The organism is Streptomyces sp. NPDC090442, from assembly GCF_044769405.1.
Classification (GTDB): domain Bacteria; phylum Actinomycetota; class Actinomycetes; order Streptomycetales; family Streptomycetaceae; genus Streptomyces.
This window is the reverse complement of the sequence record NZ_JBIVXW010000036.1, coordinates 72,839-89,928: the sequence shown is the minus strand read 5'-3', so window position 1 is coordinate 89,928 and position 17,090 is coordinate 72,839. Positions and strand designations below refer to the sequence as shown.

The following is a 17,090-nucleotide window of genomic DNA, read 5'->3' as shown; positions in this document are numbered from 1 at the left end:
CGGGCGGTGTTACCAAGGTGGACGGAAGGCGCGCCGCGCGCCCCGCCCACCACCTCCCCGAGGAGGCGCACCGCCATGAAAGCCGCACCCGCTGCCGCAACCGATTCCTCCTCGCCCGCGCGCAACGACGCGGACGAGTCCCCGATCCACGTCCTCTGGATCAACGCCGGGCTGAGCTGCGACGGCGACTCGGTGGCGCTCACCGCGGCGACCCAACCGAGCATCGAGGAGATCGCGCTCAGCGTCCTGCCCGGCCTGCCGAAGATCCAGGTCCACTGGCCGCTGATCGACTTCGAATGCGGCCCCACCCAGGGCGCGGACACCTTCATCGAGTGGTTCTTCAAGGGCGAACGGGGCGAGATCGACCCGTTCGTCCTCGTCGTCGAGGGGTCCATCCCCAACGAGGCCATCAAGCCCGAGGGTTACTGGTGCGGCTTCGGTGACGACCCGGAGACCGGGCAGCCCATCACCACCAGCGAGTGGATCGACCGGCTCGCCCCCAACGCGCTCGCCGTCGTCGCCATCGGCACCTGCGCCACCTACGGCGGCATCCACGCCATGGCCGGCAATCCGACCGGCGCCATGGGCGTGCCCGACTACCTCGGCTGGGACTGGAAGTCCAAGGCCGGCATCCCGATCGTGTGCGTGCCTGGCTGCCCGATCAAGCCGGACAACTTCGCCGAGACCCTGGTCTACCTGCTCTACCAGGCGGCCGGCGCCGCCCCGATGATCCCGCTGGACGACCAGCTGCGGCCCACCTGGCTCTTCGGCGAGACCGTGCACGAGGGCTGCGACCGGGCCGGCTACTACGAGCAGGGCCAGTTCGCTACCACCTACGACTCGCCGAAGTGCCTGGTGAAGGTCGGTTGCTGGGGCCCCGTGGTCAAATGCAACGTGCCCAAGCGGGGCTGGATGGACGGTATCGGCGGATGCCCCAACGTGGGCGGTGTCTGCATCGCCTGCACCATGCCCGGCTTCCCCGACAAGTTCATGCCGTTCATGGACGAGCCGCCCGGCGCCAAGCTCTCCAGCACCGCCAGCGCGACCTACGGCGGTCTCGTACGCCGACTGCGTGGCATCACCGCCAAGACCGTTGACCACGAACCCAAGTGGCGGCACCGCGGCGAGCAGTTGACCACTGGTTACCGCCGTCCCTGGTGACCGGTCCTCTCCTCGACGCTCCGTCAGTTCCCCACACCGGTAAGCGAAGAAGGGCAGTGCACAGACGATGGCACCGAAGACCAAGACGGCCGGTGACGGCAGCGGTCTGACGGAGATGTCCTGGGATCCCATCACCCGGATCGTGGGTAGCCTGGGCATCCACACCAAGATCGACTTCAAGCAGAAGCGGGTCGCCGAGTGCTACAGCACCTCGTCCGTCTTCCGCGGCTACAGCGTCTTCATGCGCGGCAAGGACCCGCGCGACGCGCACTTCATCACCAGCCGGATCTGCGGGATCTGCGGCGACAACCACGCGACCTGCTCCGTCTACGCGCAGAACATGGCCTACGGGGTCAAGCCCCCGCACCTCGGCGAGTGGATCATCAACCTCGGTGAGTCCGCGGAGTACATGTTCGACCACAACATCTTCCAGGAGAACCTGGTCGGGGTCGACTACTGCGAGAAGATGGTCCGCGAGACCAACCCCGGCGTGTGGGAGCTCGCCCAGCGCACCGAGTGCCCGCACGCCGGCGACCACGGCTACCGCACCATCGCCGACATCATGACCGCCCTCAACCCCATCGAGGGCGAGTTCTACCGCGAGGCCCTCCAGGTCAGCCGCTACACCCGGGAGATGTTCTGCCTCATGGAGGGGCGCCATGTGCACCCCTCCACGCTCTACCCGGGCGGCGTCGGCACGGTCGCCAGCGTCCAGCTCTTCACCGACTACCTCAGCCGGTTGATGCGCTACGTCGAGTTCATGAAGCGCGTGGTGCCGCTGCACGACGACCTCTTCGACTTCTTCTACGAGGCGCTGCCCGGCTACGAGGAGGTCGGCCGGCGCCGGGTGCTGCTCGGCTGCTGGGGCGCCCTCAACGACCCCGAGCACTGCGACTTCACCTACCGCAACATGACGGACTGGGGCCGTCGGATGTTCGTCACCCCGGGCATCATCGTCGACGGCAAGCTGGTCACCAACGACCTCACCGAGATCAACCTCGGCATCCGGATCCTCCTCGGCAGCTCCTACTACCAGGACTGGGAGGGCCAGGAGAAGTTCGTCACCCACGACCCGCTCGGCAACCCCATCGACGCCCGCCACCCCTGGAACCAACACACCATCCCCGCCCCGCAGAAGCGGGACTTCAACGACAAGTACAGCTGGGTGATGTCGCCGCGCTGGTTCGACGGCAAGGAGCACCTGGCGCTGGACACCGGCGGCGGCCCGATCGCCCGCCTGTGGTCCACCGCGCTGTCCGGGCTCGTCGACACCCCCTACGTCAAGGCCACCGGCAACAGCGTCGTCATCGACCTGCCGCGCAGCATGACCCGGCCCGAGGCCCGCTTCGAGTGGAAGATCCCGAAGTGGAGCAACGCCCTGGAGCGCAACCGCGCCCGCACCTACTTCCAGGCGTACGCGGCGGCCATGGCGCTGCACTTCGCCGAGCAGGGGCTGGAGGAGGTCCGCGCCGGACGGACCCAGACGTGGGAGAAGTTCGAGGTGCCCGACGAGTCCATCGGCTGCGGTTTCACCGAGGCGGTGCGCGGCGTCCTCTCGCACCACATGGTCATCCGGGACGGGAAGATCGCCAACTACCACCCCTATCCGCCGACGCCGTGGAACGCCAGCACCCGCGACTCCTACGGCACCCCGGGCCCGTACGAGGACGCCGTGCAGAACACCCCGATCTTCGAGGAGAACACCCCGGAGAACTTCAAGGGCATCGACATCATGCGGGCGGTGCGCAGCTTCGACCCGTGCCTGCCCTGCGGCGTCCACATGTACGTCGGCGGCCGGACCGTGGAGACCATGCACGTCCCCACCGGGCTGAGCGGGCTGGCCGGATGACCGCCCAAACCGCCGTGCCAGACGCCGAGTTGACGGGGCGTCGGGTCGAGGAACTGCTGGACCGGCTCGTCGAGCGCGGCGACGCCGCGACGGCCGCCACCGCCGAGGAGCTCGTCCGGGTCCTGATGGACTTCTACGGCGCCGGGCTGGCCCGCGTCCTGCACCTCGTGGAGCGGCGCACCGACGCCGGCGGGCCGCGGGCCGCGCTGCTGGGCGACGCGTTGGTCGCCAGCCTGTTGGTGCTGCACGACCTGCACCCGGAGGACGTCACCGCCCGCATCGGGCGGGCGTTGGCGAGCGTGCGGAGCCAGGACGCGGTGGAGGTGGCGGAGTTCGTGCCGGAGAGCGGGGCGCTGCGACTGCGGGAGGGCGCGTCCGGGGGGTGCGGATGCGGCGGTGCTGCCGACCGGTCCGCGGTGGAGGGCGCGCTGTCCTGCTTCGCGCCGGAGGTGACCTCGGTGGCCTGGGAGGCCGGCGGCGCGCCGGAGTTGCCGCTGCTGCAGATCTCCCGCCGCCCGCCGACCACCGCCCCGGTGTCGTGAGCGCCGCGCGCACCGCCGCCGCCCACCGCGGCCTGCGGCGCTTCCGGGCCCCGGCGCCGGCGCCGCCCGAGCGCTGCGAGCTGTGCGGCACCGAACTCGTCGACCGGCACCGCCACTTGGTCGACACCAGGAACCGGGCGCTGGCCTGCGCCTGCCCGCACTGCGCGCTGCTCTTCGAGCGCCCCGGCGCCGGCGGCGGCCAGTTCCGCACCGTCCCCGACCGCTACCTCACCGACCCCGGGCACCGCCTCGACGACGCGCTCTGGGACCGGCTCCAGATCCCCGTCGGCGTCGCCTTCCTGCTGGACAACACCGCGCTGGGCCGGATGGTGGCGCTCTACCCCAGCCCGGCCGGCGCCACCGAGAGCGAACTCGACCCGGCCGCCCGGCAGTCCGTCCGCGACGCCACCCGGCTGGCCGGGCTCCTCGCCCCCGACGTGGAGGCCCTGCTGCTGCACCGCACCCCGGGCCGGACCGACTGCCACCTGATCCCCGTCGACCGCGCCTACGAACTCACCGGCCGGCTCCGGACGGTGTGGCGGGGCTTCGACGGCGGGGCCGAGGCCCGGGCCGCCCTGGCGGAGTTCTTCACCGAGGTCGCGGGCCGGGCCCGGGAGCCACGGGAGGAGGACCGGCGGCCGTGACCGAGCTGTCCTTCACCTGCACCGGCGTCCGAGCCGACCGCTACGCCGCCGCCCCCACCCTCCTCTTCCGCCTGCGGGTCACCGCCGCCGGCGGGGACCGGGTGCACGCCCTCGCGCTACGTTGCCAGCTCCGCATCGAACCGGCCCGGCGCGACCACGACGCCGAGGAGGCCGCCGCACTGGCGGGCCTCTTCGGCGCGCGGTCCCGTTGGGGCAGCACCCTCAAGCCCCTCCAGTTCGCCCAGGTCTCCCTGGTCGTCCCCGGTTTCCACGGCGAGACCGAGGTGGACCTCCCCGTCCCGTGCAGCCACGACCTGGAGGTCGCCGCCGGCCGCTACGTCCACGCCCTGCGGGACGGCGAGGTGCCGCTGCTGCTGCTCTTCTCCGGCACGGTCTTCGCCGGGCCGGGTGGCTTCCAGGTCGCGCCGGTGCCCTGGCACAAGGAGGCCGAGTGCCGGCTCCCGGTGGCCGTGTGGCGGGAGATGACCGACACCCACTTCCCCGGCTGCGGTTGGCTGCGGCTGCCGCGGGAGAGCCTGGACGCCCTGCTGGCGTTCCGGTCCCGACACGCCCTGCCGTCCTGGGAGGCCACCGTCGCCGCGCTGTTGGCCACCGCGGACGGTGCCGCGCCCGCCCGCGGGGGTTTCCCCGCCGTCGCCCGCCCCGCCATCGAGAGGACCGCACCGTGACCACCTCCGCGCCCACGGACACCCTGGCGGAACGGTTCGCCACCGCCCGGCAGGTCGCGGACGCCGTGCTCTTCGAGGGCTATGTGCTCTACCCCTACCGGGCGTCCGCCGCCAAGAACCGGCTCCGGTGGCAGTTCGGCGTCCTGGTGCCGCCCCGTTGGGGCGCCGACCGGGGCGAACCGTCCCACCAGCGCACCGCATGCCTCATGGAGCCCCGCGCCGGCGCCCGGCTCCGCGCCGAGCTGCGGTTCCTGCGCGCCCAGCGGCGGACCGTCCAACGCCTGCGCCCGGACGGCACGTTCGAGACCGTCCCGGAACTGGAGCTGCCCGACCGGGTGTTGGTCCCGTGGGACGAGGGCGTCGAGGAGCGCTGCCCGGTCGACGTCCCCGTGGCCGGGCTGGCGGGCGACGGCGTCACCGTCCCGTTCACCCGGCCCGCGGGCGAGGAGACCGAGCCGGTACACGACGCGGACGGGCGGCAGGTGGGCCGGCTGGTGCGCCGCCGCGCGGAGATCAGCGGGACGCTGCGACTGACCGCGCGGGAGCTCGCCGGCCCGTACGCGGTGCGGCAGTTGACCGCGACCGTGACGAACACCAGCGACTGGCAGCCGGGCCCGGACGCCGGCGACCGGGACGCGGCGCTGCCCCGGTCGCTGGTCGCCGCGCACCTCCTGCTCGGCCTGACCGCCGGCCGGTTCCTCTCCCAGACCGACCCGCCCGAATGGGCCCGGGGCGCGGTCGCCGACTGCCGCAACGAGCACGTCTGGCCGGTCCTGGCCGGCCCGCCCGGCAGCGCGGACGTGGTGCTCTCCGCCCCGATCATCCTGGCGGACCACCCGGCCATCGCCCCCGAGAGCCCCGGCGCGCTCTACGACGCCCTGGAGATCGACGAGATCCTCACCCTCCGCACGGCGGCCCTCACCGACCAGGAGAAGCGCGAGGCCCGCGGCACCGACCCCCGGGCCGCCGAGGTCATCGCCCTCGCCGACGGGATGCCGCCCGAGGTCCTGGAACGGCTGCACGGCGCCGTACGGGAGTTGCGGGCGGCCACCGGGCTCGACCCGGCCCCGGAACCGGCCCGCCCCGACACCCCCTGGTGGGACCCGGGCGCCGACCGCTCCGTGGACCCGCTGAGCGACCGCATCACCGTCGACGGCCGCCCGGTCGGCGCCGGCAGCCGGGTGGCGCTGCGCCCCGGCCGGCGCCGCACGGACGCCCAGGACCTCTTCCTGCACGGCCGTACCGCGCGCGTCGAGGCCGTGCTGCACGACGTGGACGGCGGGGTGCACCTCGCGGTGACCGTCGACGGCGACCCGGGCGCCGACATCCGGCGCGAACAGGGGCGGTTCCTCTACTTCCAACCCGACGAGGTCGCGCCCCTGGAGGACGAGTGAACAGCGACCGGATCCGCCCCTTCCCGCCCGGCCGCACCCTGATCGCGGGCGTCGGCAACATCTTCCTCGGCGACGACGGCTTCGGCGTCGAGACCGCCCGCGCGCTCGGGGAACACCCCCTCCCCGACGGGGTGGACCTGGTCGACTCCGGTATCCGGGGCGTCGACCTGGCCTACCGGATGCTGGACGGCTACGCCTCGGTGCTGCTGGTGGACGCCGCGGCGCGCGGCGGCCGGCCCGGCTCGCTCTACCTCCTGGACGCCACCGACCCCGCCGCCGCGACCGTCCGCCCCGGCGCCGGTCCGCTCGACGCCCACCACATGACCCCGGACGCCGTCCTGGCGCTGCTCGGCACGCTCAGCGCGGGCACCGGCGCCCACCGCCCGGAGCGCGTCCTGGTCGTCGGCTGCGAACCCGCCGACACCGCCGAGGGGATCGGCCTGAGCGCCCCGGTCGCCGCCGCCGTCGACGAGGCCGTCCGGCTCGTGCTGCGGTTGGTCGGCGCACCGGAGCCGGCGCCGGTCCCCGCCGACCCCACCGAGAGGAACACCACCCCATGCTGAAGATCGCCCTCGGCGGCACGCTGGCCGCCATCCTCGCCGTCGCCCTGCGCAACCTGCCCGACATCAAGCGGTACTTGCGGATGCGCGCCATGTGAGGCGCGTCGGTCCCGCGGCCGGCGGGGCGCGCTGCACCGAACGGTGTATGCCACCGCCCCGCCCGGCGAGGCATCCCGGGCGGCCCGGGGTCGGGCCGTCTAATGAGGCAGCGGCAACCGGTCGTCACACCCGAAAGAGACGGGCCGATGCACGAGATGTCCATCGCGCTGGCGGTCATCGACCAGGTCGAGAGCGCGGTCCCGCCCGCCGGCGCCGCCGCGGTCAGCAGCGTCCGGCTACAGATCGGTGAACTGGCCGGGGTGGTCCCCGACGCCCTGGCCTTCTCCTTCCAACTCGCCATCGAGGGAACGGCGCTGGCCGGCGCCGAGCTGATCACCGAACCGATCGCGGCCCGCGCCCGCTGCGGCTGCTGCGAGCGGACCTGGCCGGCGGGCCGGCCGCCGCGGCTGAGCTGCACCGGGTGCGGTGGGGCGTCCGTGGAGCTGCTGTCCGGCCGCGAACTGCGGATCGCGGACGTCAGTTGGCACGACGGCCCGCTACCCACCCCGACGCACGAGGAGCGTTGATCCCATGTGCCGTGTCCTTGATCTGCAACAGGCGGTGCTCGCCAAGAACGACGCCTGCGCCCACACCCTCCGCGAAGACCTGGCGGCCCGCGGCACCGCGGTCGTCAACCTGCTCTCCAGCCCGGGCAGCGGCAAAACCGCCCTGTTGGAACGGGAGTTGACCCTTGCCAGGGAGCGCGGGGTGCCGGTCGCCGCGCTCACCGCCGACCTGGCCACCGAGAACGACGCGGTCCGCCTGGCCCGCGCCGAGGTCCCCGTCAAACAGGTGCTCACCGACGGGCTGTGCCACCTGGAGGCCGAGATGCTCGGCGGGCACCTGGACGGCTGGCTGCCCGCCGGCACCCGGCTGCTGTTCGTCGAGAACGTCGGCAACCTGGTCTGCCCGGCCTCCTACGACCTGGGGGAGACGCTGCGGGTGGTGCTGGCCTCGGTGACCGAGGGCGAGGACAAGCCGCTGAAGTACCCCACCGCCTTCGGGCTGGCCCACCTGGTGCTGATCACCAAGACCGACCTCGCCGCCGCGGTGGAGTTCGACGAGGCGACGTTCCGCGCCAACGTGGAACGGATCAACCCCGGTGCCGAGGTCGTGCGCACGTCGGTCCGCGGCGGCGAGGGCCTCGGGACGCTGCTGGAGCGGGCGTTGGCGGCGCGGGAGAACGGTCCCGGGCACATCCCGGTGATGACCCGCCGGTCGCACCACCTGCACGACGGCCCGGAGGACCGGGACGGCGACCGCGGCCCGGTGGGGTCGAGCCGGTCATGACCGTCGGGCAGCCCGGCGCCGGCACCGTTCCGCAGGCTCCCGCGCCGTCCCCCGGCCCGCCGGATCCGGCGCCCGCCCCGTCCTCGTACGACGGCGGAGCGGTGCGCACCGCCCGTCCGGCACAGGCGCCCGCAACGGACTTCGCGCGCCGCCGGATCACCGTGCGCGGCATCGTCCAGGGCGTCGGGTTCCGCCCGTTCGTCCACGGCCTCGCCACGGAACTGGGGCTGACCGGGCACGTGAGCAACACCGGTGAGGGCGTGGACGTGGAGGCCGAGGGACCGGCCGCGGTGCTGCACCGGTTCGCCGCGCGGCTGCGGGCCGAGGCGCCACCGCTGGCCGTCGTCGAGGCCGTGGACGGCGAGGACCTCGCGCCCACCGGCGGCAGCGGGTTCGCCATCCGCCCCTCCCGCACCCGCGGCCCGTCCCGCACCCTGGTCGCCCCGGACGCCGCCACCTGCGACGCCTGCCTGGCCGAGCTGACCGACCCGGACGACCGCCGCCACCGGCACCCGTTCATCAGCTGCACGCACTGCGGCCCGCGCTTCACCATCGTCCGCGCGCTGCCCTACGACCGCGCCCAGACCACGATGGCCGGCTTCCCGATGTGTCCGCGGTGCGCCGCCGAGTACGCCGACCCGACGGACCGGCGGTTCCACGCGCAGCCGATCGCCTGCCACGACTGCGGTCCCCGGCTGCGCCTGCTGGCCGCGGGCCCGGACGGTGCGGACGGCACCGCGGAGCCGCCGCGTCCGGTCCCCGGCGACCCGGTGGCCGGCACCCGGCGGCTGCTCGCCGACGGCGCCATCGTCGCCGTCAAGGGGCTCGGCGGCTACCACCTGGTGTGCGACGCGGCGAACGACCGCGCGGTGACGGAACTGCGCCGCCGCAAGGCCCGCGGGGACAAGCCGTTCGCGTTGATGGCACGTCAACTCGCCGATGTGGCAAGGCTGGTGGAGGCCGGGCCGGAGGAGCGCGAGCTGCTCACCGGGCCGGTGCGGCCGATCGTGCTGCTGCGCCGGCGTCCCGGCGGGTCCGCGGGCGGAGCGCCCGCGGTCTCCGACGCCGTCGCCCCCGGCTGCCCCGACCTCGGGCTGATGCTGCCCTACACCCCGCTGCACCACCTGCTGTTCGGCCTGCCCGGCGACGACCACGGCCCCCGGCTGTTGGTGATGACCAGCGGCAACGTGTCCGGCGAACCCCTCGTCACCGACGACGCGGACGCTTTGGTCAAACTGGCGCGCCTGGCGGATGCCTGGCTCGCCCACGACCGGGCCATCCAGGTCCCGTGCGACGACTCGGTGGTCCGGATCAGCGACGGCGAGCCGCTGTACGTCCGGCGCTCGCGCGGCCGCGCGCCGTACCCGGTGGCGCTACCGGTGCCGGTCCGGCCCGCGCTGGCCACCGGCGGTGACCTCAAGACCGCGCTGTGCCTGGGGGAGGGGAAGCGGGCCTGGCTCTCCGCGCACATCGGCGACATGGACGACCTGGCCACCCAGTTGGCGTTCGAACGGGCCGCCGCGCACCTGGAAACGATCACCGGGGTCCGGCCGCGGCTGCTCGCCACCGACCGGCACCCCGGATACCGCACCGGCCAGTGGGCCCGCCGCCACACCGGCGGCCGGCCGCTGGTCCGGGTCCAGCACCACCACGCCCACGTCGCCGCCGCCATGGCCGAACACGGACTGGACGGCCGGCAGCCGGTGATCGGCGTCGCCTTCGACGGCACCGGCTACGGCGACGACGGAGCGATCTGGGGCGGCGAGATCCTCCTCGCCGACTACGCCGGATACCGCCGCTTCGTCCAACTCGGCTACGTCCCGCAGCCCGGCGGCGACGCCGCGGTCCGCCGCCCCTACCGCATGGCCCTCGCCCACCTGCACGCCGCCGGCCTGCCCTGGAGCGCCGACCTGCCGCCGGTGACGGCCTGTCAGCCCGATGAACTTCCCTTGCTGGAGCGCCAGTTGGAGCGGGACCTCAACTGCTCCCCGACCTCCAGCATGGGCCGGCTCTTCGACGCGGTCTCCTCGCTCGCCGGGATCTGCCACCACGCCGGGTACGAGGCCCAGGCCGCGACGGCTCTGGAGGCCGCGGCCCGCGCCGCCGGCGACGACCGCGGCCCCGGCTACACCTTCGCGCTGCGCACCGGCGCCCCGGTCGGCGGCGCCGCCGCGCTGGTCGCCGACCCCGCCCCCGTCCTCGCCGCGATCGTCGAGGACGTGCGCGCCGGCACCGGCCAGGCACTGGTCGCGGCCCGTTTCCACGCCGCCGTCGCCGGCCTCGTCCGGCGCGCCTGCGGGCTGGCCCGGGAGCGCACCGGCCTGGCGACCGTGGCGCTGACCGGCGGCGTCTTCGGCAACACCCTGCTGTCCGAGACCGCCGCCCGCATGCTGCGGCAGGACGGTTTCACCGTGCTGCGGCACCGTCTGGTCCCGCCCAACGACGGCGGGTTGGCGCTCGGCCAGCTGCTGGTCGCGGCCCGCAGTCGCGGCGCCTAGCCCGTAGCCCGTATGTACCCCCACCCGCACGACGAGGAGGACCCATGTGCCTGGCGGTGCCCGGCATGGTGATGGAGATCGAGGATCGGGACGGCACCCGGATGGCCACCGTCGACTTCGGCGGGGTGGTCAAGGAGGTGTGCCTGGAATACGTCCCGGACCTCGCGGTCGGCGAGTACGCGATCGTCCACGTGGGCTTCGCGCTCCAGCGGCTCGACGAGGAGTCGGCCCGCCGGACCCTGGCGCTCTTCGAGGAACTGGGGCTGCTCCAGGAGGAGTTCGGTGATCCCTGGGAGGCGGCCGCGGAACAGGACGGACCGCAGGCGGAGGAGGCGCGGCAGTGAAGTACCTCGACGAGTTCCAGAACCCCGAGCTGGCCCGGCGGTTGTTGGACGACATCCGGGGCATGGTGACCCGGCCCTGGGCGCTGATGGAGGTCTGCGGCGGTCAGACGCACACCATCATCCGACACGGTATCGACCAACTCCTGCCCGAGGAAGTGGAGTTGATCCACGGGCCGGGCTGCCCGGTGTGCGTGACCCCGCTGGCGGTCATCGACAAGGCGCTGGAGATCGCCGCCCGGCCCGAGGTGATCTTCTGTTCGTTCGGCGACATGCTGCGGGTCCCCGGCACCGACCGCGACCTGTACCGGGTGCGCAGCGAGGGCGGCGACGTCCGCGTGGTCTACTCCCCGCTCGACGCGCTGAAGATCGCCCAGCAGAACCCGGACCGCGAGGTGGTGTTCTTCGGCATCGGCTTCGAGACCACCGCCCCGCCCAACGCCATGGCGGTCCACCAGGCGCGCAGGCTGGGCCTGGACAACTTCAGCATGCTGGTCTCGCACGTCCGGGTCCCGCCCGCGATCGAGGCCATCATGAACTCGCCGAGCTGCCGGGTGCAGGGCTTCCTGGCCGCCGGCCACGTGTGCAGCGTGATGGGCGTCGACGAGTACCCGGCCCTCGCCGACCGCTTCGGCGTGCCGATCGTCGTCACCGGCTTCGAACCGCTGGACATCCTGGAGGGCATCCGCCGCACCGTCCGCCAACTGGAGCGCGGCGAGCACACCGTGGACAACGCCTACCCGCGCGCCGTCCGCCCCGAGGGCAACCCGGCCGCCCGGGCGATGCTGGCCGACGTCTTCGAGGTCGCCGACCGCTCCTGGCGCGGCATCGGCACCATCCCCGCCAGCGGCTGGCGGCTCTCCGAGCGCTACCGCGGCTACGACGCCGAACACCGCTTCTCGGTCGAGGGCATCACCACCCGCGAGCCGGCGGCCTGCCGCAGCGGCGAGGTCCTGCAGGGGCTGATCAAGCCCCACGAATGCCCGGCGTTCGGCACCACCTGCACCCCGCGCACCCCGCTCGGCGCCACCATGGTCTCCAGCGAGGGCGCCTGCGCCGCCTACTACCTGTACCGCCGGCTCGGCACCGCGCCGACCCCCTTGGAGGCGACCCCCGTTGTCTGACACCACCTCGTCCCGCCCCGCCACCGGGGCGGGCCCCCGGGACCTGCCCACCGTCGACATCACCGGCTGGACCTGCCCCGCCCCGCTGCGCGAGACCCCCCGCGTCGTCATGGGTCACGGCGGGGGCGGGGCGCTGACCGCCGAGCTCGTCCAGCAGATCTTCGTGCCGGCCTTCGGCGGCGAACTCCTCGGCCAGCTGGGCGACTCGGCGGTCTTCCCGCTCGGCGGGCAGCGGCTGGCCTTCTCCACCGACTCCTACGTCGTCCGGCCGCTGTTCTTCCCCGGCGGCAGCATCGGCGACCTGGCCGTCAACGGCACCGTCAACGACCTCGCCATGAGCGGCGCCCGGGCCGCCTACCTCTCCTGCGGCTTCATCCTGGAGGAGGGCGTGGAGATGCCGGTGGTCGCCGGGGTCGCGGACGCGATGGGCGCCGCCGCCCGGGCCGCCGGGGTGGAGGTGGCCACCGGCGACACCAAGGTCGTCGAGGCCGGCCGCGGCGACGGCGTCTACCTCAACACCGCCGGCATCGGCGTCATCCCGCCCGGCGTCGACCTGCGGCCGCAGCGGGTGGTGCCCGGCGACGTGGTGATCGTCAGCGGCGACATCGGGGTGCACGGCGTGGCCATCATGAGCGTCCGCGAGGGCCTGGAGTTCGGCGTCGAGATCGAGAGCGACTGCGCGGCCCTCGGCGGGCTCGTCCAGACCATGCTCGCGGTCACCCCCGATCTGCACGTGCTGCGCGACCCGACCCGCGGCGGGCTGGCCGCCGCGCTCAACGAGATCGCCACCGCCTCCGCCACCGGTGTGGTCATCGAAGAGCGCGCCGTCCCCGTCCCGCCGGTCGTCGCCAACGCCTGCGCCATCCTCGGCCTGGACCCCATGTACGTCGCCAACGAGGGCAAGTTGGTGGCGTTCGTCCCCCGCGAGCACGCCGACGCGGTGCTGGACGCGATGCGCGCCCACCCGCTGGGCGCCGGCGCCGCGGTGATCGGCGAGGCGGTCGCCGCCCACCCCGGCATGGTGGTGGCCCGCACCCCGCTGGGCGGGACGCGGGTGGTCGATCTGCCGCTGGGGGAGCAACTTCCCCGGATCTGCTGAGACTTCGGGACGGTCGGCGGCCGGGCGGCAACGTCCGGCCGCCGACCGCCGTGTCCGCGCACTCGGGGCCGGAGACGGCGCACCCCGCGCCGCCCGCGTGGGGCGACACGGGGTGCGCCGGTCGCGGTACGGCTCAGTGGGTGTCGCGCATCAGCCGGGACCCGAACCAGTCGTCCTTGTCCCGCACGCCGGGCAGGACGAAGAAGTAGCCGCCGCCCTCCGGGGTGATGAAGTGCGACAGCGGCTCGTGCCGCAGCCGGCGCTGCACGCTGGCGAACTGCCGCTGGACGTTCTGCTGGTAGCCGCAGAAGACCAGCCCGAGGTTCATCCGCCCGCTCCGGTCGTAGCCCCGGTCGTAGTTGTAACTCCGGCGCAGGAAACGGGACTTGTCGGTGCGCGGGGTGCGCGGGTTGGCCAGTCGGATGTGCGCGTCGAGGGGGATCGTGCGGCCGTGCGGGTCGTGGTGGTAGTCCGGTGCGTCGTTCTCCCGCTCGCGCCCCAGGGGTGCGCCGCTCGCCTTCTGCCGGCCGAAGATCCGTTCCTGGCGGCCGACCGGCACCTGGTCCCAGGACTCGACGTGGAACCGGATCAGCCGCAGCACCTGATAGCTGCCGCCCTCGGCCCAGTCCGGCTCCCCGCACTCCGGCGTCACCCAGATCAGCCGGTTCATCTCGCGCGCCGAGCTGGTGTCCGGGTTGACGATGCCGTCCTTGAAGCCGACGAAGGTGCGCGGTGACCCCGAGGGCCGGGACGGGTTGAGGAACGCGTCCGTCCGCCACCGCGGCCGCATCATCCCGTGGGTCTCCCGGCCCAGGTCGCGCAGGACGTGCACCACCGCGTCCGGGTGCTCCGCGCAGACCTGCAACGACAGGTCGCCGTGGCAGCGCGCCGGGTCCAGCCGGTCGTCGGGGAAGGCCGGCATGGCCTTCAGGTGCCGCGGCTTGTGCCCGGCCAGCCCGAAGCGGTCGTCGAAGAGGGACGCGCCGACGCCGACCGTGATGCTCAGCGAGTCCGGGGTCGGCGGCTCCGCGGCGGTCTTCTCGTCCTTCGGCTTCACCCCGGCGGCCAGCACCCGGGACCGTTCGGTGACCTTCTTGAGCAGTCGCGTCAGCTCCGCCCGGTCCTGCACCAGCACGTCGAACGCCACGAAACCGGCGAACAGTTGCTGCGGGGTGACGATGCCAGCCTGGTGGTGACCGTGGAACGGGATCCGGTCCGGCGGCAGCAGCCGCCCCTCCGCGGAGTGGCCCTGCGGCGACGGCGACCGGCGCGCCGGGACGGCCGCCGCCTCGCCGCCGCACAGCCCCGCGCCGGCCGCCGCGCCCGCGACCCCGGCCGCGTACTTCAGGAACCCCCGGCGCCCGCCGTCCTGCGCCGCGCCCCGCTCGTCTCCGCTCCGCTCATCTCTCATCGCCCAGCCATCCCCACTGCGGCTCTCGCCGCCGGTGTGCGTTGCCCCTGCTTGCGCCGCGATCCTCGCGGCCGGCCCGGCGCCGCCCGGGAACAACACGGTGGGGCCCGTCGAAATCACGCGTGGGGTGGCCACTCGGCCGCCGAACGGCGCAGGCCCCCGCGCCGTCGCCGGCGTCCGCTCCTAGCGTCGGCGGGGTGACCCGCCCGACTGAGGACGACCCCGCCGAGATGCCGCTGCGCATCGTCCGGGGCAACGCCGAGCCCGAGGAACTGGCCGCGCTCACCGTCGTCGTGTGCAGTCGGCTCGCCTGGGCCCGGGCGCTCGCCGACGATGAGTCCGCGCAGGCGCGCGACGACGGACTCACCGACCGCCAACTGCGCAACCACCGCGCCCGGTCGGCGTGCTGGGCGGGGTGTTGGCTCTGCGGATGAGTCCGCGGCGGGCGGTTGGGGGCTTCGCCGGCGGGGGCTCGTCCGGAGGCTGACGGCGGTTGTGGGGGCGACCGCGCGTTCCCCGGTGGGCCGGTGGGTGTGCCGGCCTGGTCGACGGGCAGGCGGCGGGTGTGGAGGAACGTGAGGAGAGGCCGATGACGTTGCCGTGGCGGGAGGACGAGCGCTGGCGCCGCCGGTATCCGCGGTCGGGGCCCGACTGGACCAGCGGGATGCCGCAGGGGACGACCGAGCCGCTGACGCCGATGGGGCGGAGCGAGCAGTACGGGCGGATGGGGGGTGCCCTGCGGGGCGGCTGGGTGGCGCCCTGGCAGCGGAAGGTGATCGCGGGCTTCGTCGTCGGGGCCGTTGTGGTGGCCGTGGTGGCGGCCGGGTTGGTCGTCTTCGGGTGAGCGGAGCCGGGGCCGCCCCTGAACCGGCCGTTCTGCCGCGTCGGCTACGGGGCCCGGCTAGCGGCGCCGGCTGGAGCGTACGGGCGCGTGCTGGGCGGCCGTTCCCGGTGACGTGCGGCGGGAGCCCGGGGCCCAGCGGGCCGCGCCCAGGGCGGCGGCCAGGAAGCCGGCGGCGCCGATCAGCGCCGCGGTGTGCAGCCCGGGGACCAGGCCGCCGGTGGTCAGCGTGCCGAAGACCGCGACGCCGAGGACGCTGCCCATCTGGCGGGCGGCGTTGAAGACCGCGGCCGCCGCGCCGCCGCGGTCGCCGGGGGCGGACTCCATCACCGCCGCGGTGGCGGCCGGCATGGTCAGCGCCGTGCCGAAACCGGCGGCGGCCATCGGGCCGACCAGCGCCGCGTAGGGCGTCCCGGGCCCCGCGCACAGCCAGCCGGCCAGGCCCGCCGATCCGACGAGCAGGCCGGCCACCATCGGCGGCCGGGGCCCGCTCCGCGCGGTCAGTCGGCCGGCCAGCGCCGAACCGACCGCGATCAGGCCGACGGCCGGCAGCAGTGCCCAGCCCGTGCGCAGCGCGCTGTAGTGGTGGACCCGCTGGAAGTAGAGCGGGGCGAGGAACAGCAGCCCGTAGAAACCGGTGTTGAGCAGGACGCCGACGGCCGCGGAGGCGGCGAAGGCCCGGCTGCGGAAGAGGGCGAGCGGCAGCATCGGGGCCGGCGCACGGTGTTCCAGGAGCAGGAAGGCGGCCAGGCCGAGCAGCGCGAGGGCGAACGCGCCGAGGACGAAGGGGTGCGTCCAGCCCAGGGAGCCGGCCTCGATGCAGCCGGCGGCCAGTGCCGCGACGCTCACCGTGGCGGCCGTCTGGGCCGGGACGTCGAGCCCGTCGCGGGTCGGTCCGTCGGGGGAGCGCGGGATGTGACGGAGCGTCAGTGTCAGGGCCAGCAGCGCGGGCGGCAGGTTCGCCAGGAACACCGCGCGCCAGCCGAACGCGGCGACCAGCGTTCCGCCGAGCACCGGGCCGGCCCCGGCGGCCAGCCCCGCGACCGTTCCCCAGACGCCGAACGCCCGCGCCCGGGCGGCCGGTTCGCGGTACGCGGCCCGCAGCAGCGCCAGCGACGCGGGCACCAGGAGAGCCGCGCCGACCCCCTGCGCCAACCGGGCCAGCACCAGCACCGCCACCGACGGGGCCAGTGCGCAACCGGCCGAGGCCAGTGCGAACACCGCCAGCCCGGCCAGGAACACCCGCCGCCCGCCGAACCGGTCGGCCAGTCCGCCGCAGAACAGCAACAGCCCGGCGAAGACCAGCGTGTAGCCGTCCACCGTCCACTGGAGGCCGGTCACCCCGGCGCCCAGCGCGCGGCCCAGGTCAGGCAGCGCCACCGTGACCACGGTGACGTCCAGGATGACCAGGAAGTAGCCCAGGCACACGGCCACCAGGGGCAGGCGGGCGGCGCGGGCGGTGCGTGGCCGGGCCGGGGCGGGGGCGGGGAGCGTCGGTGTCGTCGGCATGCGGTCAGTGTCGGGCCGGGACGTTGCGGTCTACGGCGA

18 protein-coding genes are annotated in these 17,090 nt (G+C 74.3%); 16 read left to right on the top strand and 2 right to left on the bottom strand.

Annotated elements, in window-relative coordinates; all coding sequences use genetic code 11:
• Positions 1-75 precede the first annotated feature (75 nt).
• The 14 genes from ACIQU6_RS24970 (at position 76) to hypE (ending at position 13,290) form a co-directional block, all read left to right on the top strand.
• On the top strand, positions 76-1,161 hold the full coding sequence (locus ACIQU6_RS24970) for a hydrogenase expression protein HypE (RefSeq protein WP_403483898.1): 1,086 nt from the start codon (positions 76-78) through the stop codon (positions 1,159-1,161).
• 67 nt (positions 1,162-1,228) lie between these two features.
• Positions 1,229-3,010 (top strand): nickel-dependent hydrogenase large subunit, encoded by a 1,782-nt coding sequence (locus ACIQU6_RS24965; RefSeq protein WP_403483897.1) that lies wholly within the window; start codon positions 1,229-1,231, stop codon positions 3,008-3,010.
• On the top strand, positions 3,007-3,552 hold the full coding sequence (locus ACIQU6_RS24960) for a hypothetical protein (protein WP_403483896.1): 546 nt from the start codon (positions 3,007-3,009) through the stop codon (positions 3,550-3,552). Before ACIQU6_RS24965 ends, ACIQU6_RS24960 begins: the two co-directional genes overlap by 4 nt.
• Positions 3,549-4,196, top strand: coding sequence for a DUF5947 family protein (locus tag ACIQU6_RS24955; RefSeq protein WP_403483895.1), 648 nt, complete (start codon positions 3,549-3,551; stop codon positions 4,194-4,196). The genes ACIQU6_RS24960 and ACIQU6_RS24955 overlap by 4 nt, the downstream gene beginning before the upstream one ends.
• A complete protein-coding gene (locus ACIQU6_RS24950) occupies positions 4,193-4,885 on the top strand; it encodes a DUF6084 family protein (protein ID WP_403483894.1) in 693 nt (230 codons plus the stop codon). The genes ACIQU6_RS24955 and ACIQU6_RS24950 overlap by 4 nt, the downstream gene beginning before the upstream one ends.
• The gene (locus ACIQU6_RS24945; protein WP_403483893.1) at positions 4,882-6,279 is read left to right on the top strand and encodes a hypothetical protein; all 1,398 of its coding nucleotides are present in this window, start codon (positions 4,882-4,884) and stop codon (positions 6,277-6,279) included. Before ACIQU6_RS24950 ends, ACIQU6_RS24945 begins: the two co-directional genes overlap by 4 nt.
• Positions 6,276-6,842: a hydrogenase maturation protease gene (locus ACIQU6_RS24940; protein ID WP_403483892.1), complete on the top strand. Its 567-nt coding sequence runs from the start codon at positions 6,276-6,278 to the stop codon at positions 6,840-6,842. Before ACIQU6_RS24945 ends, ACIQU6_RS24940 begins: the two co-directional genes overlap by 4 nt.
• Positions 6,836-6,937 carry a DUF6893 family small protein gene (locus ACIQU6_RS24935; RefSeq protein ID WP_376568530.1) on the top strand — a complete coding sequence of 34 codons (102 nt, stop codon included), beginning with the start codon at positions 6,836-6,838 and terminating at the stop codon, positions 6,935-6,937. The genes ACIQU6_RS24940 and ACIQU6_RS24935 overlap by 7 nt, the downstream gene beginning before the upstream one ends.
• Before the next feature lie 147 nt (positions 6,938-7,084).
• Entirely contained in the window at positions 7,085-7,465 is a 381-nt protein-coding gene (locus ACIQU6_RS24930; protein ID WP_403483891.1) for a hydrogenase maturation nickel metallochaperone HypA, read from the top strand.
• Positions 7,466-7,469: 4 nt separating this feature from the next.
• Positions 7,470-8,228 carry a hydrogenase nickel incorporation protein HypB gene (hypB, locus tag ACIQU6_RS24925; RefSeq protein ID WP_403483890.1) on the top strand — a complete coding sequence of 253 codons (759 nt, stop codon included), beginning with the start codon at positions 7,470-7,472 and terminating at the stop codon, positions 8,226-8,228.
• A complete protein-coding gene (gene hypF / locus ACIQU6_RS24920) occupies positions 8,225-10,726 on the top strand; it encodes a carbamoyltransferase HypF (protein ID WP_403483889.1) in 2,502 nt (833 codons plus the stop codon). The genes hypB and hypF overlap by 4 nt, the downstream gene beginning before the upstream one ends.
• Before the next feature lie 44 nt (positions 10,727-10,770).
• Positions 10,771-11,070 carry a HypC/HybG/HupF family hydrogenase formation chaperone gene (locus ACIQU6_RS24915; protein ID WP_376568535.1) on the top strand — a complete coding sequence of 100 codons (300 nt, stop codon included), beginning with the start codon at positions 10,771-10,773 and terminating at the stop codon, positions 11,068-11,070.
• Positions 11,067-12,191: a hydrogenase formation protein HypD gene (hypD, locus tag ACIQU6_RS24910; protein ID WP_403483888.1), complete on the top strand. Its 1,125-nt coding sequence runs from the start codon at positions 11,067-11,069 to the stop codon at positions 12,189-12,191. Before ACIQU6_RS24915 ends, hypD begins: the two co-directional genes overlap by 4 nt.
• Complete coding sequence (gene hypE, locus ACIQU6_RS24905) at positions 12,184-13,290, top strand: hydrogenase expression/formation protein HypE (protein WP_403483887.1); 1,107 nt, start codon at positions 12,184-12,186, stop codon at positions 13,288-13,290. Before hypD ends, hypE begins: the two co-directional genes overlap by 8 nt.
• 133 nt (positions 13,291-13,423) lie before the next feature.
• On the opposite strand, the gene ACIQU6_RS24900 is transcribed toward hypE, so the two are convergent.
• Positions 13,424-14,701 carry a Dyp-type peroxidase gene (locus ACIQU6_RS24900; protein WP_403483886.1) on the bottom strand — a complete coding sequence of 426 codons (1,278 nt, stop codon included), beginning with the start codon at positions 14,699-14,701 and terminating at the stop codon, positions 13,424-13,426.
• A 197-nt stretch (positions 14,702-14,898) separates the two neighbouring features.
• Here ACIQU6_RS24900 and ACIQU6_RS24895 point away from each other — a divergent pair, with 197 nt between their 5' ends.
• Together ACIQU6_RS24895 and ACIQU6_RS24890 are read left to right on the top strand one after the other, a co-directional pair.
• Complete coding sequence (locus ACIQU6_RS24895) at positions 14,899-15,135, top strand: acyl-CoA carboxylase subunit epsilon (protein WP_403483885.1); 237 nt, start codon at positions 14,899-14,901, stop codon at positions 15,133-15,135.
• A gap of 155 nt (positions 15,136-15,290) precedes the next feature.
• The gene (locus tag ACIQU6_RS24890; protein WP_403483884.1) at positions 15,291-15,545 is read left to right on the top strand and encodes a hypothetical protein; all 255 of its coding nucleotides are present in this window, start codon (positions 15,291-15,293) and stop codon (positions 15,543-15,545) included.
• 57 nt (positions 15,546-15,602) lie between these two features.
• Here ACIQU6_RS24890 and ACIQU6_RS24885 read toward each other — a convergent pair whose 3' ends face one another.
• Entirely contained in the window at positions 15,603-17,051 is a 1,449-nt protein-coding gene (locus tag ACIQU6_RS24885; protein ID WP_403483883.1) for an MFS transporter, read from the bottom strand.
• Positions 17,052-17,090 lie beyond the last annotated feature (39 nt).

Coding starts and splice junctions, on each gene's coding strand:
- ACIQU6_RS24970 (WP_403483898.1), top strand. CDS start 76: ATGAAAGCCGCACCCGCTGCCGCAACCGATTCCTCCTCGCCCGCGCGC.
- ACIQU6_RS24965 (WP_403483897.1), top strand. CDS start 1,229: ATGGCACCGAAGACCAAGACGGCCGGTGACGGCAGCGGTCTGACGGAG.
- ACIQU6_RS24960 (WP_403483896.1), top strand. CDS start 3,007: ATGACCGCCCAAACCGCCGTGCCAGACGCCGAGTTGACGGGGCGTCGG.
- ACIQU6_RS24935 (WP_376568530.1), top strand. CDS start 6,836: ATGCTGAAGATCGCCCTCGGCGGCACGCTGGCCGCCATCCTCGCCGTC.
- ACIQU6_RS24930 (WP_403483891.1), top strand. CDS start 7,085: ATGCACGAGATGTCCATCGCGCTGGCGGTCATCGACCAGGTCGAGAGC.
- hypB (WP_403483890.1), top strand. CDS start 7,470: ATGTGCCGTGTCCTTGATCTGCAACAGGCGGTGCTCGCCAAGAACGAC.
- hypF (WP_403483889.1), top strand. CDS start 8,225: ATGACCGTCGGGCAGCCCGGCGCCGGCACCGTTCCGCAGGCTCCCGCG.
- ACIQU6_RS24915 (WP_376568535.1), top strand. CDS start 10,771: ATGTGCCTGGCGGTGCCCGGCATGGTGATGGAGATCGAGGATCGGGAC.
- ACIQU6_RS24900 (WP_403483886.1), bottom strand. CDS start 14,701: ATGAGAGATGAGCGGAGCGGAGACGAGCGGGGCGCGGCGCAGGACGGC.
- ACIQU6_RS24890 (WP_403483884.1), top strand. CDS start 15,291: ATGACGTTGCCGTGGCGGGAGGACGAGCGCTGGCGCCGCCGGTATCCG.
- ACIQU6_RS24885 (WP_403483883.1), bottom strand. CDS start 17,051: ATGCCGACGACACCGACGCTCCCCGCCCCCGCCCCGGCCCGGCCACGC.